We start from the raw sequence: 15,726 nt of genomic DNA, 5'->3' as shown, positions 1-15,726 counted from the left end.
TATGACCTTCGCCAAGATCGGCGAGCGCACCTTGGCGACCAACGGGTTTCTTACCATGCGCGAGAAGTCGTTCCGAGTAAACGGGGTCGACTATCGGAGGACAGTCGTCGAGCACCCTGGTGCAGTTGTCATCGTTCCGCTGCTCACGAATGGCCGTGTAGTGGTGGTCAGGCAGTTTCGACCATCCGTAGAACGGCACCTTATCGAACTGCCAGCTGGCAAGTGTGACGTCCCAGGTGAGGAGCTCCTCACCACCGCTGAACGCGAACTCCAGGAGGAGTGCGGACTCAAGGCCGATAGACTAGAACTTGTCGGTTCTTTTCTGAACTCTCCCGGCTTTACTAATGAGACCACACACGTGGTTATTGCGCTTGGGTTATCAGATGCGCCTCTTGCGCCACAGTCCGTAGAGGAAGAGGACATGCAGATTCGGGCGCTAAGCATCGGTGCCCTCGGTGAGTTCTCAGCACTTCAAGAGCTCGATGATGGCAAATCCATCGTTGGGATCACTTTGAGCAAACTCTATCTGCTCCAGCACGGGCTTGACCCATCGAACTATCCTGAGTCAGCAAACGTCGGTGAACGCTTCAGTTGAGGCAGAGGAAGATCTACCCGGAAGCTCACTGATAGACGAGTACCTGGTTTTTCTCGCCGTAATGCAGGAGCGAAGTGAGCTTACAATCTTGGCCTACCGAGGAGATCTCTTACGACTGCTCGGCTATCTACTCAGCCATGAGACCTCGATCCTTGGCGCTAATCGTCAAGATCTTGCGGCCTTCCTCGCCGACTATAAGTGCACGACCTCAGCCAGGAGTGCCGCCCGGGCAGCCTCAGCTGCTCGTGGGCTCTACAGCTATCTAATAGCCAGCGGTCAGATGGTTTATGATCCGATGGAAGGACTTCGACTCCACACCGAGATCGCATCCCTCCCTAAAGCTCTTTCGGTCGCAGAGACAGTGACACTCCTCGAAGCTACCGTGCCCACGGATCCACTAGCGAGCCGCGACAGGGCGATGTTGGAGCTTCTGTACGCCTCGGGGATGCGGATCTCGGAGTTGGTAGGGCTCGATCTAGAGGATCTCCGCGAGGACTCCTTCTGGCTTACGGTCACCGGAAAGGGTTCGAAGGAACGGTTGGTGCCCGTGCCACCAATTGCGGCCAGCTTCTTGTCTGGTTATCTTAGTGAATCTCGCCGACAGCTGATTAGGAATCACCCTGCAGAGCGGGCCGTCTTTGTTAATCAGACCGGAGCCCGTCTTACTCGCCAGGGAGCCTGGTTCGCGCTAAAGAAACGCGCCCAGGCAGTTGGCCTCGGTAGCCGTTTCTCGCCGCATACACTGCGGCACTCATGTGCCACCCACCTCGTGGAGGCAGGTGCCGATTTGAGAGTTATCCAGGAGCTTCTCGGACACGCATCAATCGCCACCACTGAGATCTATACCAAGGTTTCGGTGGCCCATCTCACAAAGGTCTACAACGAGTTTCACCCTCGCGCATCACGGTCCTAGCTCCACTTGCGAACCTATCGGTTCAACAAATTGACAACTGCTAATCCACCGCACCGCCTGCTGGAGCGGTGCTAATGTTCCCTGCACCGCCTGCTGGAGCGGTGCGTGCGTTCGTCGTAACGGCACTATCGCTATCGTGGGTTTGGCGGTGCCTACTCTGCTCTCGTTCGATCTGTTCGAGTACCGAGAGAGCTTCCTGGTGGACCGGGGAGTCAACAGGGGTACGTGCAATAATCTGCTGAGCCCAGTAGTACTCCTTGGGCATGCCCTCGCCGCGGCTCGAGAGCGGAAACGCTTCAGTGCTAGCGTTCATCCTGCGATGAGCACGATCTTCAGAAGCGATCCAGCTGCCAATCACAATAGCCAAACCAATGGTTGTCATCGCCTCGCCCCCGCCCCATAAAACCTGACCGCCAGCGTGCCAATTGCCAAGCGAATAGACTGATGGTGCCAACGAAACCTTGTTAGAGGTGATGGTAATGCCCAAAAAGGTCTCAAAGGGGATCCCGATGGCAAGCGAGAGAATCCTACCGCCGAATCCTAGCCTCCAGTGAATGATGGTGTCCTTGCCAATGATCGGCCACCAGAACAAGACGCCACCAGCGAAAAACAGTATGTTTAGAATGTCCATTAGCCACATATGCGCCATCGCGAAGCCAACCGCCGTCGAGGTGAAAAACCACCACATGACTCCGTAGTAGAGCACAAAGACGACAAGTGGGAAGGTGACAACATGCAAAAAGCGCGAATGCAAGAAGCTGTCGATGAGTTTGCGGACTCTGGGTCTTGAGGTCTGTAACGCCAAGGTGACCGGCGCAGAGAGTGCCATCAAGCCAGGAGCCACAATCATCAGAAGTAGATGTTGTGCAATGTGAGCAGTGAAGTAGCGCATCACATACACCGATACCGGTCCGCCAAGCGCATACTCGACTGCGAATGCTCCACCAACAAAGGCAACCACTCTCGCATTCGACCACTTGCGTCCCTTTGCGCGCACCTTCAGAACTCCGTCGAGGTACCAAGCAACAAGCGCTACAAGAACAAATAGGATAGCGATCGAAAACGGGCTAATCGACCAAGCCGTCAAGAGCCCGAGATAGTGAAAAGTATCCACCACACCTCCTCTCCACCATGTTAGGGTCTAGCAGGCGCGAGCGCAACATCCGCCTACTCGCTAGATCGGACCACCAGGTGCTCTATGCGAACTCGATTAGACAACTATTCGATGAGACTCATCTTGACCGAGCCAACTTGGTGGGTCGGACGTCTCCTATACTGGCTATGTGGGAATTAGCGGGAGTTACATCATCGCCTTCGGCGGGGGAGTGATCTCGTTTCTGTCTCCGTGCGTCCTTCCTTTGGTCCCTGCGTATCTGTCTGTAGTCTCGGGCCTCGATGCCGATGAGATCGCTAGCGGGAGTGTGCTGCAGCTTCGCAAAGTGACCTCTTCAACGCTGCTGTTTGCAGCTGGTTTTACGGTCGTCTTTACTGCCCTAGGGCTAACTGCGTCAGCCCTAGGGCAACAGCTAGCACGCGACCATGTCGCCATCGAACGTGTTGGAGGCGCCGTTCTCATCCTCATGGCTGTGTTCCTTTTAGTTACGCAGTTCTCGTCGGCCCCCCAATTAGCGATGGAGCGTCGTTTCCATCCGAAGCTGCAGCGCTATGGGAAGTTTGCTGCACCGGTTGCAGGGATGGCGTTTGCCTTCGGCTGGACACCATGTATTGGTCCTATTCTTGGTTCAGTACTCGCAATTGCAGCGACTCAGACGTTAGTCCTCAAGGGGATGCTGTTATTGTTGGCATACTCTGCCGGACTCGCCGTTCCCTTCCTCGTTACTGGGCTTGTTTTTACTCGCGCCATGGGGGCTATTAAGTTTGTCAAACAACACACGCGCGTCCTCACGATAGCGTCGGCCGTCATCTTATTGATCTTTGGAGTGGTGATGATGCTTAACCAGTTCACCTGGATAACCAGCCACCTTGAGAACTTAGCATCCTCGGTAGGACTCTCGGCACTCAATCATCTTGGATAGGAACCGATCGATTACCAACGGCCAGGACGCAACATCGCTGGCGAGAGCTTGGTCGATCGCTACGCCTCGGATCTGCACACAATGCTATTGGCATTATCTGAACAACTGAGGGTCCGAGTCATTACGCAATGCGCGGGTCATGGCTAGAATATGAGTATGGTTGAGGTTGAGGTAGCTGGTGTAAAAGTGGATCTTCGCTCCAACTCGCCTGTACTTCTATTACAGGAGCTATCCACGCCTTACCGAGTGGTGCCCATTTTCATCGGCGTTCCTGAGGCCAACGCTATCGACCTCGCCATCGCCAACGTTGACCCCCCAAGGCCGCTGACTCACGATCTCGCCTGCACCTTTCTTGAGGTGCTTGATGCACAGATATCGCAAGTAGTCGTGACCGAAGTGCGAAATGGAACCTACTATGCCGAAGTTACGCTCGTGGCGAACGGAATTGAGCATCGTATTAGTGCTAGACCGTCGGACTCAGTGGCTCTCGCTATCCGAAGTGGAGCATCCATCTTCATTGATGAAGCAATCATGAACGCAGAGGGTACCGTTTTCGATGAGACTCAGGCCGATTCAGGTCCGCAAGTTCAGCAGGAGGAGATCGTCGGCGAGTTTCGCGACTTTCTCAAGTCAATACGACCAGAGGACTTCTCCGACTAGCTGCACCGCTCGTCCTGTGGTTGCTGAGTTTGACGCCAAGACAACTAGTACATTAGCCCAACAGGTATAAGTTGCAAATCCACACCTTCACCAGCCTTTATCCTAGTGGAGCTACGCTAGACCTAGTTGGCGAGACGGAGGTGAACTTTTCAGTGAAAGCGGTATTGATCGTCGCGGGGATACTCGCATTAGCCATCATTGGTGCCTTTTTCATCTCCGTCTCTCTTGGCGTAGCAGCGATCATCGGAGGAGTCTTTTTCCTAATCGTCTTTGGCGTGGCGCTGGCTAGAGGTTCCTCAGATGACGACGAACTCTACGAAGATGAGTGATCGGTGAGCTTTTTGAGCTGAGACAGCGCGTTTTCGAGCAATAAGCCTCGCAATCCGGAGCTGAGTTCAACAAGCTCAACAAGCTCATCGGCAGCTTTACGACGCCCCTCTGGGCTTCGTTGACGAACGAGTGGCATGAGCAGCTGTTCGATAAGCCCTACCTCTCTATCGGTTGAGGTCCGATAGTGACGCAGGTGCCGTGGTTCGAGACCGAACTTCGCGAACGAGTGGATAGTGCGCACGATCTCAATCTCGGTAGGCGAAAAATGACGTTGGCCGGCGACGGTCACACCGGTAATCAGTCCGTTACGGATCATCTCTTCGATACTTTTAGTGCTAGCCCCGGTAAGGCGAGCAAGCTCATCGATGGGGAAGAGCTCGGGCCGACTGGCCGACGATGGGGACCCAACTACTGGCTCCACCTCCAAGGAGATCTCGGGTTCAGGTTCCTGGGAGAAGAGATCCACTCTGGTATCCGCTTCGAGGTGCTCCTTGATCTTGCGTAACGGCATATAGGTGGATTTTTGCAACCGTAGCACCTCGCAGAGGCGTTCGATATCTTGTTGAAAAAACTTCCTATAGCCAGCAGCATTGCGTTCCGGGGCGATCAGTCCCTGACTCTCCAAAAAACGGATCTTCGAGATCGTTACCTCTGGGAACTCCTCCTGAAGAAGGGTGAGCACCTCTTTTATGGAGAATTCTCGTCCCGAATCGCCTCGCAAGACCTCCCATCTGGGTGTGGTAGTCAGTCGCCCTGCCCCTGTCGCAGGAACAACAGCCGAAACTTCCCGATCTGTATCTCGTTGCCCGGGCACAATCTCTCCTCCTCAACCCGCTCGCGGTTCATATAGGTTCCGTTGAGAGACCCAGCATCCTTAATGTAGTATTCATCATCCCTGAGGGTAATCTCAGCGTGGCGTCGGGAGACGGTAACATCATTGAGAAAGATATCACTGTCTGGATGTCGACCAATACTCATCGTCTGCCGATCCAACTGAAACCAAGAACCTGCCTCTTGTCCAATCTGAATCATCAAAAAGCCATAGCCCCCGGCTGGCGCTTGAGCGATGTGCTCCGTCACATCACCCTGTTGGAGTAGCCCTGGATCCACCACATCGAGCGAACCAGTGGTCTCCTCAGGAAGCTCGAGCAGGCGCGAACCACAGGCGGCGCAAAACCGAGCCGCTGGAGGGTTGACTTCTTGACACTGCGGACAGACTGACACGCCTTACTCGCTGTTGAGGAGTTTACGATATGCAGCGATGTCGAGCAGTTGCTTGGCATCATCACCGGTCATGGTGAGCCGGCAGATCCACCCCTCACCATAGGGGTCACTGTTGAGTAGCTCAGGTGTTGAGCTCAGCTGCTCGTTGACCTCGGCTATCACACCTGCGACTGGGGCAAAGATATCGGAGACAGACTTGGTCGACTCCACCTCGGCGATTGAATCCCCAACCCCGACTGAACGCCCTATCTCAGGAACGCCGACGAAGACGACATCACCGAGGGCGTCTTGGGCGTAATCGGTGATCCCCATAGTGGCTACGCCATCGGCGATAAGGACCCACTCGTGCTCAGCTGTGTACTGAAGATGCTCAGGAAAGTTCATAGTTGCCAAGGCTAACTGGTTAATCTCATCTGTGCTCACTCACAACCAAAAAAATAAGCTTCACTGCAAGATCTTGGCGGTCGCGGGCAAAAACGGTCGCGACTAAGAACGCAGACAGTCCTCACCCTCTAAGGGGGAAATGGTAGGCGTCTGCGCCGTCCATTTTCGTGTCGCTGCCAATGATAAGGCTCTGTAGCATACATGAACACACGTATGCTACAGAGCCGAGGTTACCCCTCCATAGCCAAGAGGATACATTCCGCAGGATTTGTAACCACAGCGGTTGTTGGGAGATCTCGCTCTGGGTCTAGCACGCCTCTACTGGGCACGAGCTACCGATGGCCGAATGAATGATCAAGAAAGTACCGTCGTTCTCGATGGGGAGCGGACTCCCCTCAACCAAGATGAGGCGCAGCGTCACGAATTGACCGTACCTGTTGATGAAGTTTCGCTATAGTTGCGGTCGCGGCCGATTCATCTTCATCAGAAACCCAGACCTTTAGCAGCGGCTCCTGCTGGTCTGGAGCGACGAGCCAAAACCTATCGTGATCACTGAGACGGATGCCATCAATGGCAATGAGGTGCTCGTGAGATTCTGCTTCAGCCTGGGCTCGCAACTCTCGCATCGTGTAACCCATCTGCGCATAACTCACTGGAATCTCATCAACATGGACCTTTGGTACCTTGATCGCCCTACGCAGCCGTGAAAGGGGTTGACGGACGTGCTCGAGCCCAGAAAGGAGGTATCCAAGGCTGACGGCTGCATCTGGAACGGAGGTGAGGTTTGAGAAAAGAAAAAGTCCTCTACCGCCGACTCCGATGGCGGGGACCTCACTCGTGCGGACCCGAGTGCTGATGTCATTGAGGTCCAGCCCTGCCCATGTAAAGCGAATCTCAGCTTCATTTGCGAGATTTTCGAGTGTGTTTGGCATATTTACCGGGGCAATCACCTCTTGGATCCCGTCGCTCTGGATCACCAGCTTGGTAAGGAGTGCTGCTAACTCAGCATCGTTAAACGCTATTCCCTCGTCGTCTACAACCGTAATGCGTTCGGCACCTGGATCAACAAGCAGGCCAAGCTGTGCAGAGGATGCAACAACAAGCCTGGCAAGTGCCTGCAGTTGATTGTGTGGATCGTGAGTTATCGAACGAATCGTTGACGGGTATGAGTTGACGGCAAGGATGTCCATGCCAAGAGATGCGAGTACCTGAGGTAACGAGAGATTCCCACTACCATAAGAAAAGTCAATAACAATCTTGGCACCTAGTCTGCGAATGCGCCGCATTGGGAGTCGGTCATTGAGTTCGGCCTTCCAACTCTCAAAGGAGCGGGGATAGGCACGTAGATCTCCAACTTCCGAACCCGAGACTCGTCGAAAATCTTCGCGTTCGAGAGCTCTCTCGACCTTGCGCCTATCACCAGGGGAGAGATCGCATCCGGTTTCATCGATGAGGTGTATCAGTAGTCCCTGTGGGTCCTGAGGGTCGAGCGCGACTCGCACACCAGCACGACTGTCAGATCTGGCCACTAGGTGACGCATAACGGGCAATGTCGAGACCTCGAGATCCTCTACATCCATCCCCACTGAGTTAAACCCAACCATCATCGCCCGCTTGATAGCTCGAGCTGATCGTGAGGTGTCCCTGGCGGCCATGACCACGGAGTGGAGGGGTAGCATCGACCCATAGGCCATGGCGATGCGACATGCTAGCTCTGGCGTGATGTCAATGTTAGCAAGACCCGATATGCCTATCGGACCAAAGACGGTCCGAGGCGATCCAGCCTCCCACACGATGGAGTTCGTGACCGTAGATAGAGGTTCGATCTTCTTGGCAGGGTAGATCTTGATGTCTGGCGCTAATACCGCTTCGCGGCCGACGTAGACGCCGTCTGCGATGATGACCCCATCGTTAACCACGGATCGAGAACGAATCTCCGCTCCTCGTCCAAGTATCGCACCTCTAATCCGGCAGGATTCACCTACGAAGACATGATCAAAGACGATTGCACCCGACAGCACTGAACCTGTCTCTATGCGAGCGTTGTCTCCTAATACGGTGTAAGGTCGAATTTCGGTCCCGGGTCCAAGGTAGACATAGTTCCCGATAAGTGCGGGTCCCTCGATCTTTGCGGTGGGATCAACGTCACAGTCCTTGCCAATCATGACGCCACCCTGGAAGCTGAAACCCTCTAATTGAGTGTGGGTTCGACCATCGAGGATGTCCCTCCCGGTCTGGAAAAACCCTCCAAAAGTGCCGACATCAGCCCAGTAGCCTTCGGAGATAAAGCCGAAAAGCTCCTCTCCATCGGCCAACAGGCGGGGGAATACCTCACTTGAGAAGTCGACTGGGCGATCAGTTGGTATCGTATCTAGGACCTCTGGTTCGAGTACGTAAATTCCGGTGTTGACCGTATCAGTGAACACCTCACCCCAGGTTGGTTTTTCGATGAGTTGCTCTACTCGTCCAGTCTCGTCGGTTGCAACGATACCGAACTCGGTGGGCGCGTCTACCGCAGTCAAGACCATGGTCGCCTTAGCGTTATGATACTGGTGAAACTGTATCGCCTCGCCTAAGTTGATATCGGTCAACACATCTCCGCTAAGCACCAGGAACGTGCCCCGTACGAGATGACGCGCGTGGGCTACAGCCCCTGCGGTGCCTAACGGAGTCTCCTCCTGGAGGTAGCGCACCGACACGCCAAACTCGGCTCCATCACCGAGGTAGTTCCTTATAGCATTCCCAAGATATGCAACGGTCACGATGATGTCGGTTACCCCATGGGCAGCCAGGAGCTCGACCACATGTCCAATCATTGGCTTGTTCGCGATTGGTAGCATCGGCTTGGGTGTTGTGCTCGTGAGAGGGCGTAACCGGGTTCCCTCTCCTCCAGCGATAATAACTGCCTGCATGACAACCTCCCATTCGACCGTTGTGGCCGCAACGGTCTTGCTAGGGTAGTTCCTCTGGGTGAGCTATTCTCACAAAGTTTAGGGCGTAGAGAGCGAGCGCGACGTACAAAAGAACGACCGCCACCGACATTACAACGATGGCTATAATTCTTACGATCGGCTGACTCAATCCGTCGCCAAGAACTACCAACGGAAATCCTAGTAGCAAACCAAAGGTACCGGCTTTCCCGATCCAGACAACGTCGTTACGATGACGATGAATTAGCAGGTCAGCAAGGACGGTAATCCCAACAAGTATCTCGCGTGCGAGCACAAGGACGAGTAGCCATACGGGGACCAGGTGATCGACGAGCGCAGCTACTGCAATCACGATGAGCACAACACGATCGGAGAGAGGGTCAAAAATCTTGCCGAAGGTAGTGACTGCTCCGGTACGACGCGCGACATAGCCGTCGAGAAAATCGGTGATCCCCATCACCGCAAGGAGAATTGCGGCGGCGACATCCTGGTGGCCGTGGCGCAGCAATATCCATACCGGTATGAGTAGAACCAACCTGATCGCGGTGATGATCGATGGCACAGCGGCACGAATAATAGATGGCAGCCGATGGGTGTTCACGGTTCCCAGCATAGGCTGGCAATCCAATCGATGGAATTCCCGAATAACTATAGCGGCTGCTATAGAATGAGGGAGTGCCACAGGGATCCATGCTTTCACTCGTCGTGTTCCCATCTACCATCGTGTTGATGGGAATCATCGCATTCCTGGTGGGGTGGAGGCGTCACACACGATTCATGGACTCCATACGGGCCAGAAGAGCTGCAGAGTTCAACGCCAGTCATCTCACCTCTACGATGGCCTATGAACCTGAAGTGCTGATCACTAATGTCATGCGAGCCGACGAATCTATCCTCATCGGTTATCAGCCCTACACCCAGCCGGAGCAAAGGGTGTCGAGGGCACAAGCTACCTTCGTCGCCTTTGGTTCGGATAGCGATGTCTTTGAACGCCTGGAGGGCTGGTGTGAACAGCAGGCTTGTATCCGAGTCGAACTCGATCACCTCGACAGTCGCCTCCGCCTCTGCCGCTTATATACAACTGAACAGATAGAACTTTCTATGGTCCCTAAAAAGAATGTTGGGTAACCCTAACAACGGCAGTTAACATGTGAGAAGTGACCAAGACCACTGCTCTCCATGCCACCCACCTTCGGCTTGGTGCCAAGATGACTGAATTTGGTGGCTATGAGATGCCGCTAGCCTATTCAGAGGGGACGATTGCGGAACACCTCGCTGTTCGTACCGGCGCTGGCGTCTTCGATGTCAGCCACCTCGGCAGCGTAGAGGTGTCGGGTCCGGAGGCTTTTGCACGGCTGCAAGCAGTCTTCACCAACGATCTTGCTCGAATTTCGGCTGGCAGAGCTCAGTACACCCACCTGCTTGACGAGAACGGTTCAGTGCTCGATGATATCATCGTATGGTGGCTCGAGGATACTCGTTTTCACGTCATGCCCAACGCCGCCAACACTGAGAACGTTCTAGCCAACGTTGGCGGTGATGACATAACTGACTCAAGAACCATACTTGCAGTGCAGGGACCAGCGGCCAGGGCATACGTAGCTGACCTGATCTCCACCGCCGAACTTCCGAGCAAAAATCGGCTTATTCATGGAAGCTATCAAGGTGCCCCGGTAATCGTCTCTGGCACTGGCTATACCGGCAGCGATGGGGTGGAGCTTTCGTTGCCAAATGAGGTGGCAGAAGAGTGTTTTCTTGCCCTAATTGAGGCGGGGGTAAAACCATGTGGGCTCGGCTCTCGGGATACGTTACGTCTTGAGGCAGGCTTGCCGCTGCACGGTCATGAGCTCGGCAATGGCTTGACCCCGCTTAATGCGCGACTGGACTGGGTTGTTAAGTTTGACAAGGGTGAATTTCCGGGCAAGGTGGCACTTCTTCAGCAGAAGATTGACGGAGTCTCACCGCTGATCACCGGTCTTACTACAGGCACGCGGGCTCCGCTTCGGACAGGTGAACGCATCTATTCGAATCAAGTTGAGGTTGGTTGGGTCTCAAGTGGCGGCTATTCACCGTTGCGCAAACAAGGCATCGGTTTAGGGTTCCTGAAGGCCGACAGCCCAGAACCGATCTACCTGGAGCGCAATGGCTCGATGCTCGCTATCGAACGTTGTGCGTACCCATTCGCCGCTATGAACTGATGTTCACGCACCAGGTGTTCGTCCGCGTCAATGCTACGATCACTACCATGAGGGCCTCCTGCGTCGAGGTCACATACCCGATTTAAATAGTAGATAAAGGAGGATCGGTTGCCGTCTTTTGCGCCTCATACCGAGGAGGAGATCGAGCAGATGTTGACAGACTTAGGGATGAGCTCACTCGAGGAGTTATATGCCTCGATTCCGTCGGCGTTGGTGCGAACTGAACCTCTTTCCTTACCAAGTGATCTGTCAGAGATCGAGGTTCTAGAACAATTCTCACGTTTTGGAAGAGATAACTCCGCCGTCAGGAGCTCGCTGGTGAGTTTCGCTGGCGCAGGCGCCTACGATCACGACCTATCCGCTGCCGCTCGCCATCTTGGAAGCCAATCGGCGTTCGTGACCGCCTACACGCCCTATCAACCAGAGGTTGCTCAAGGGGTACTGCAAGCACTATTTGAGTTTCAAACCATGGTTGCACGTCTCTTCGGGCTACCGATCGCGAATGCGTCGCTATACGATGGGGCTGCCAGCTTGGTTGAGGCTGTCAACATGGCGGTTGGCTTCACCAAACAACGGCGTGTTATCGTCTCAAACGGCGTGAATCCTAGCTATCGTGAGGCTCTCGCCACCTTTGGAACAGGGACTCACCTCGAGATCGAGCACCTTGACTTGGAGGCTGATGACAGCACCAACTTCGGATCTGGCAGTGCTGATCACGCTGGGGCAGCAGCGGTCATAGTCGCTTACCCTAACTACTTCGGGGCCATCGAACATCTCGAGGAAGCACGCGCCCTAGCTGATAGCGAACGGGCGCTTCTAATCGTCGTAGCAGACCCAATTGCGCTTGGTCTGTTGCGCTCTCCGGGCACTCTCGGTGCCGATATTGTAGTTGGCGAGGGCCAGTCGCTTGGCATACCATTGTCCTTCGGCGGTCCATATTTGGGACTATTCGCCGCACGAGCCGAGTACGTTCGCCTTATGCCTGGGCGCCTCGTTGGAGAGACACGAGACCTCGAGGGACGAAGATCGTTTGTGACCACACTTCGAACTCGAGAGCAGGATATACGCCGAGAGAAGGCGACCTCAAATGTGTGCACCAACCAGACCTTGATGGCCATCCAAGCAGCTATCCACATGGCATGGCTCGGCAAGCGAGGCTTCCAACTCTTGGCTCGGCGCAACTACGACGGCGCCCATTATCTGGCATCGCGACTTAGCGAGATCGGTCTAGTGCCCAGTACTCGTAACTTCTTCCGTGAGTTCACGGTGCGCACCTTTGGAAGTGCTACTGACTTGCAACACCGCATGCTTCAACATGGTTTCCTGGCCGGAGTTGTTCCACCAGGTCTTGATGATCGTCTAGTGCTAGCCGTGACCGAGGCTCGCACCCGAACAGAGATTGATAGCTTTGTCGATTCGCTGGCGAAGGAGTTGAGATGAGATTTTCTATGACGAGTGCACCTGGTGGCCGCGCGGCCTCCTCGCCGCTTATGGGTGACGCCGAAGAGCCCACGATTTTTGAGCTATCGGTCCCAACCCGTCGCTCCTTCTCGCTTCGCAACTCCGAAGTGCCGTCGATGGATCTAAGCGAGATTCAGTCTTGGGTGCGAGAGGAGGCGGTTGAGCTCCCAGAGGTATCGGAGAGAGACCTGGTAGCGCACTATACCCGTCTCGCGAGCCGCAACTACTCAGTCGACCTTGGGGCCTACCCCCTGGGCTCGTGTACGATGAAGTACAACCCCAAGTTCGCCGATCAAGTTGCGGCCATAGACGGCCTCACCAACGTTCATCCACTAACGCCACCGGAGGCGATCCAGGGTTGGCTGCGGCTCCTAAACGAACTCGAGCACTACGTCTGCGAGATCACTGGGATGGCACAGGCTACTTTGCAGCCGCCGGCAGGGGCCAGTGGTGAACTTACTGGCCTCCTGATCATGAGGGCATACCACACGTCTCGCGGTCGCAAGCCCACCAAGGTCGTAATTCCTGACTCAGCGCATGGAACTAACCCGGCATCAGTCTCATTAGCGGGATACGAAGCCATCACCGTACCGAGTGGACCTGACGGCCTCGTCGATCTTGCCAAACTCCGCGAACTCGTCGATGAAGACACAGCCGGGATCATGCTTACTAACCCGAACACGCTTGGACTCTTTGAGCGTGAGATTCGTGAGATCTTAGATGTGATTCACTCCGTCGACGGTCTCGCCTACTACGACGGCGCGAACTTGAACGCTATCGTAGGGGTTGCACGCCCTGGTGACATGGGTTTTGACATTGTTCACTCCAATCTCCACAAGACCTTTGCCACCCCCCACGGAGGTGGAGGGCCAGGAGCTGGGCCGGTGGCCGTCGTGGAGCATCTAGCCGACTTTCTACCCGGTCCACTACCACGTTCGTTAGATGGTGGATCCTCTTATACCTGGGTGGCACCCAGACGTTCCATCGGTAGAGTTCATGCCTTCTACGGGAACGCGGTTGTACTTGCAAGGGCATTGGCCTTCATGCAGTACCTAGGCAGCGATGGGTTACGAACGATGTCCGAGCTCGCGGTGCTCAACGCCAACTGGCTCAAGGCTCGCATAGCCGACACCTTCGAGGTCGCGTTTCAGCAACCGTGCATGCACGAATTTGTGGTCTCTGCTGAGCGGTTGAAGGCCGAGACTGGCGTGCGAGCACTCGATGTCGCCAAAGCCCTCCTCGACGCCGGGTTCCACTCACCGACCGTCTATTTTCCTCTAGTTGTGCACGAGGCGCTTATGATTGAACCAACCGAAACCGAGTCGCCGCAGACGCTAGAGGCTATCGCGCAGGCGCTAGAGGAGATAGTGGCCTCCGCCCGAACGGATGCAGAGGCGGTCCTCGCTATGCCGCGCAATACCCCTGTTAGGCGTCTCGATGAGGCGATGGCAGCTAGGAAACCTATCCTTACTGAGGATCAACGTCAGTAGTCTGTTTGGAGTTCTTCTTGCGCTTAGCTAGCGCATGGAGGTAGAGGGCGACGGTAAGCGCAAGCACCACCAACGTCTCCACCAGAAGCTCCATGACGGCGGAGTGGAACTCAGTCGAGCTGACCGATTTATGTATCGTCGATAGTTGTGCCCCAAGGACAAGAATTCGACGTACGGAAGAGACTATGCCAATGATGAGGAACGGCCGTAGCTGAAACCCACCGTTCTTCAGATGATTGTAGACCGTGCTCATCAGCTCTAACAAGATGATGACAAAGAGAACCTCGTTCAGTGTCGAGACCAGCGATCTCGTAACGTCACCGTTCAGGTCGACACTAAAGAGACTATGGACAGCTTGGTAGAGGACGGCGGCAGCCATCAACGCCAAAAACAGGGCTACGATGATGTAAAATACGGTTTCGGTTACCGAGATATAATCCGCTAATTTTGAGGTCTTAATAGGGGAGTTGCTCATGTGCAGGGTAGCATATCTGCTCGGCTGGCGATGATGGGCCACCTGTGATGGATTATCGCCATCGAAGTGCACGCATCGCTCTTCTTGGGGTTACCGCTATATGGGGTGTTACCTTTTCGCTGAACCAGGTAGCCCTCCACTCTATCGGAGCGGTAACGCTAACGTTCTTACGGTTTCTCGTCGCCTCCGTACTCCTATGTGTCGTGTTTGGCCTGCGTCGATCGTTCTGGCGAGGCTTAGGTCGTGGTGAACTCACGGGTGGCCTGGTCACAGGTGCCTTGCTCTTCGGCGCCTACTTGACTCAGACCGAGGGTCAACGCTACATCTCGGCGTCATTGGCTGGATTCCTGACTGGTCTTTCGGTCGTCCTGGTGCCGATCATCTTTCTTGCCCTCGGGCGCAGGCCTGCTAAACTCCAACTCGCAGCAACCATCATTGCAGTATTTGGACTTTATCTGCTCGCTAGTCCGCAAGCTCACGGGCGTCTACTCGGCGTTGCGCTCGTCGTCGGCTGTGCAATCTTGTTTGCGTTACAGCTCGTAGTCGTAGAGCACTACAGCAACACAATGGTGGCCATCATCCGCTTCACAATACTCCAGATGGCGACGGTCACTGTGCTCGCCGGAGTCGTCGCCCTGCGACCCGGCGGGAGCGGACTGATCCCGCTACATGCCTCCAGCGAGGCATGGGCAACCGTGGTCATCAACGGGATCGGAGCATCAGCTCTAGGTTTTCTCATACAGACCTGGTCGCTTCGTTGGTTGAGTTCCATCGAGGTTTCGGTTCTCTACTCTTTTGAGCCCGTCTTCGCCGCTGTCATTGCCTTCGTAGCCCTTCATCAGAGCGAGAGTATCCGAGTCTGGATTGGTGGTATGGTTGTGGTTGCAGCCATGGTGTTGGTCTCAATAGCGACACCAAGCGGGAAGCCTGGGCTCTTTGATCCCCAAGAGTCCTCTACCTAAAGGACTAAAGTCACTCGTTGCTGGCCAGCATCCATGGTTCTAGATTGTTTTCTCTACGATGAAAGGCG

General features: G+C 54.9%; 17 protein-coding genes. 10 read left to right on the top strand and 7 right to left on the bottom strand.

What is annotated here, in order from left to right:
• Position 1: 1 nt before the first annotated feature.
• Together FEAC_RS01690 and FEAC_RS01685 are read left to right on the top strand one after the other, a co-directional pair.
• Positions 2-595 (top strand): NUDIX hydrolase, encoded by a 594-nt coding sequence (locus FEAC_RS01690; RefSeq protein WP_052565210.1) that lies wholly within the window; start codon positions 2-4, stop codon positions 593-595.
• Positions 579-1,508, top strand: a complete 930-nt coding sequence (locus FEAC_RS01685; protein ID WP_052565209.1) for a tyrosine recombinase — start codon at positions 579-581, stop codon at positions 1,506-1,508. Before FEAC_RS01690 ends, FEAC_RS01685 begins: the two co-directional genes overlap by 17 nt.
• Before the next feature lie 40 nt (positions 1,509-1,548).
• On the opposite strand, the gene FEAC_RS01680 is transcribed toward FEAC_RS01685, so the two are convergent.
• The gene (locus FEAC_RS01680; RefSeq protein ID WP_035388399.1) at positions 1,549-2,622 is read right to left on the bottom strand and encodes a cytochrome c oxidase assembly protein; all 1,074 of its coding nucleotides are present in this window, start codon (positions 2,620-2,622) and stop codon (positions 1,549-1,551) included.
• 169 nt (positions 2,623-2,791) lie between these two features.
• Between FEAC_RS01680 and FEAC_RS01675 the strand changes: the two genes are divergently transcribed.
• The 3 genes from FEAC_RS01675 (at position 2,792) to FEAC_RS01665 (ending at position 4,533) form a co-directional block, all read left to right on the top strand.
• Positions 2,792-3,544, top strand: coding sequence for a cytochrome c biogenesis CcdA family protein (locus FEAC_RS01675; RefSeq protein WP_052565207.1), 753 nt, complete (start codon positions 2,792-2,794; stop codon positions 3,542-3,544).
• A 156-nt stretch (positions 3,545-3,700) separates the two neighbouring features.
• A complete protein-coding gene (locus FEAC_RS01670) occupies positions 3,701-4,204 on the top strand; it encodes a bifunctional nuclease family protein (protein ID WP_035388484.1) in 504 nt (167 codons plus the stop codon).
• A gap of 140 nt (positions 4,205-4,344) precedes the next feature.
• Positions 4,345-4,533, top strand: coding sequence for a hypothetical protein (locus tag FEAC_RS01665; RefSeq protein ID WP_152623015.1), 189 nt, complete (start codon positions 4,345-4,347; stop codon positions 4,531-4,533).
• Here the strand turns inward: FEAC_RS01665 and ftsR are convergent.
• The 5 genes from ftsR to FEAC_RS01640 form a co-directional block, all read right to left on the bottom strand.
• The gene (gene ftsR / locus FEAC_RS01660; RefSeq protein WP_052565205.1) at positions 4,518-5,216 is read right to left on the bottom strand and encodes a transcriptional regulator FtsR; all 699 of its coding nucleotides are present in this window, start codon (positions 5,214-5,216) and stop codon (positions 4,518-4,520) included. The genes FEAC_RS01665 and ftsR overlap by 16 nt on opposite strands.
• 62 nt (positions 5,217-5,278) lie before the next feature.
• The gene (locus tag FEAC_RS16165; protein WP_035388397.1) at positions 5,279-5,758 is read right to left on the bottom strand and encodes an FHA domain-containing protein; all 480 of its coding nucleotides are present in this window, start codon (positions 5,756-5,758) and stop codon (positions 5,279-5,281) included.
• A 3-nt stretch (positions 5,759-5,761) separates the two neighbouring features.
• Positions 5,762-6,142, bottom strand: coding sequence for a glycine cleavage system protein GcvH (gene gcvH / locus FEAC_RS01650; protein WP_035388480.1), 381 nt, complete (start codon positions 6,140-6,142; stop codon positions 5,762-5,764).
• A gap of 395 nt (positions 6,143-6,537) precedes the next feature.
• Positions 6,538-9,054, bottom strand: coding sequence for a sugar phosphate nucleotidyltransferase (locus FEAC_RS01645; protein WP_035388395.1), 2,517 nt, complete (start codon positions 9,052-9,054; stop codon positions 6,538-6,540).
• A gap of 40 nt (positions 9,055-9,094) precedes the next feature.
• A complete protein-coding gene (locus tag FEAC_RS01640) occupies positions 9,095-9,685 on the bottom strand; it encodes a CDP-alcohol phosphatidyltransferase family protein (protein WP_052565203.1) in 591 nt (196 codons plus the stop codon).
• A 62-nt stretch (positions 9,686-9,747) separates the two neighbouring features.
• Between FEAC_RS01640 and FEAC_RS01635 the strand changes: the two genes are divergently transcribed.
• The 4 genes from FEAC_RS01635 (at position 9,748) to gcvPB (ending at position 14,221) form a co-directional block, all read left to right on the top strand.
• Positions 9,748-10,200, top strand: a complete 453-nt coding sequence (locus tag FEAC_RS01635) for a hypothetical protein (protein WP_052565200.1) — start codon at positions 9,748-9,750, stop codon at positions 10,198-10,200.
• A 29-nt stretch (positions 10,201-10,229) separates the two neighbouring features.
• Positions 10,230-11,270: a glycine cleavage system aminomethyltransferase GcvT gene (gene gcvT, locus FEAC_RS01630; RefSeq protein WP_052565196.1), complete on the top strand. Its 1,041-nt coding sequence runs from the start codon at positions 10,230-10,232 to the stop codon at positions 11,268-11,270.
• 108 nt (positions 11,271-11,378) lie between these two features.
• A complete protein-coding gene (gene gcvPA / locus FEAC_RS01625; protein WP_052565194.1) occupies positions 11,379-12,710 on the top strand; it encodes an aminomethyl-transferring glycine dehydrogenase subunit GcvPA in 1,332 nt (443 codons plus the stop codon).
• A gap of 50 nt (positions 12,711-12,760) precedes the next feature.
• Positions 12,761-14,221, top strand: coding sequence for an aminomethyl-transferring glycine dehydrogenase subunit GcvPB (gene gcvPB, locus FEAC_RS01620; protein WP_035388474.1), 1,461 nt, complete (start codon positions 12,761-12,763; stop codon positions 14,219-14,221).
• Here gcvPB and FEAC_RS01615 read toward each other — a convergent pair.
• Entirely contained in the window at positions 14,199-14,696 is a 498-nt protein-coding gene (locus tag FEAC_RS01615) for a phosphate-starvation-inducible PsiE family protein (protein WP_052574646.1), read from the bottom strand. The two genes, gcvPB and FEAC_RS01615, sit on opposite strands and share 23 nt — an antisense overlap.
• Positions 14,697-14,743: 47 nt before the next feature.
• On the opposite strand from FEAC_RS01615, the gene FEAC_RS01610 reads away from it, so the two are divergent.
• Positions 14,744-15,658 (top strand): DMT family transporter, encoded by a 915-nt coding sequence (locus FEAC_RS01610; RefSeq protein WP_035388389.1) that lies wholly within the window; start codon positions 14,744-14,746, stop codon positions 15,656-15,658.
• The last annotated feature ends 68 nt before the right edge of the window (positions 15,659-15,726 follow it).

It is taken from the genome of Ferrimicrobium acidiphilum DSM 19497, assembly GCF_000949255.1.
Classification (GTDB): Bacteria; Actinomycetota; Acidimicrobiia; order Acidimicrobiales; family Acidimicrobiaceae; genus Ferrimicrobium; species Ferrimicrobium acidiphilum.
The sequence above is the reverse complement of the archived record's forward strand: the minus strand, read 5'-3'. Positions and strand labels throughout refer to the sequence as shown.

Coding starts and splice junctions, on each gene's coding strand:
- FEAC_RS01690 (WP_052565210.1), top strand. CDS start 2: ATGACCTTCGCCAAGATCGGCGAGCGCACCTTGGCGACCAACGGGTTT.
- FEAC_RS01670 (WP_035388484.1), top strand. CDS start 3,701: ATGGTTGAGGTTGAGGTAGCTGGTGTAAAAGTGGATCTTCGCTCCAAC.
- gcvH (WP_035388480.1), bottom strand. CDS start 6,142: ATGAACTTTCCTGAGCATCTTCAGTACACAGCTGAGCACGAGTGGGTC.
- FEAC_RS01645 (WP_035388395.1), bottom strand. CDS start 9,054: ATGCAGGCAGTTATTATCGCTGGAGGAGAGGGAACCCGGTTACGCCCT.
- FEAC_RS01640 (WP_052565203.1), bottom strand. CDS start 9,685: ATGCTGGGAACCGTGAACACCCATCGGCTGCCATCTATTATTCGTGCC.
- gcvPB (WP_035388474.1), top strand. CDS start 12,761: ATGGGTGACGCCGAAGAGCCCACGATTTTTGAGCTATCGGTCCCAACC.
- FEAC_RS01615 (WP_052574646.1), bottom strand. CDS start 14,696: ATGAGCAACTCCCCTATTAAGACCTCAAAATTAGCGGATTATATCTCG.
- FEAC_RS01610 (WP_035388389.1), top strand. CDS start 14,744: ATGGATTATCGCCATCGAAGTGCACGCATCGCTCTTCTTGGGGTTACC.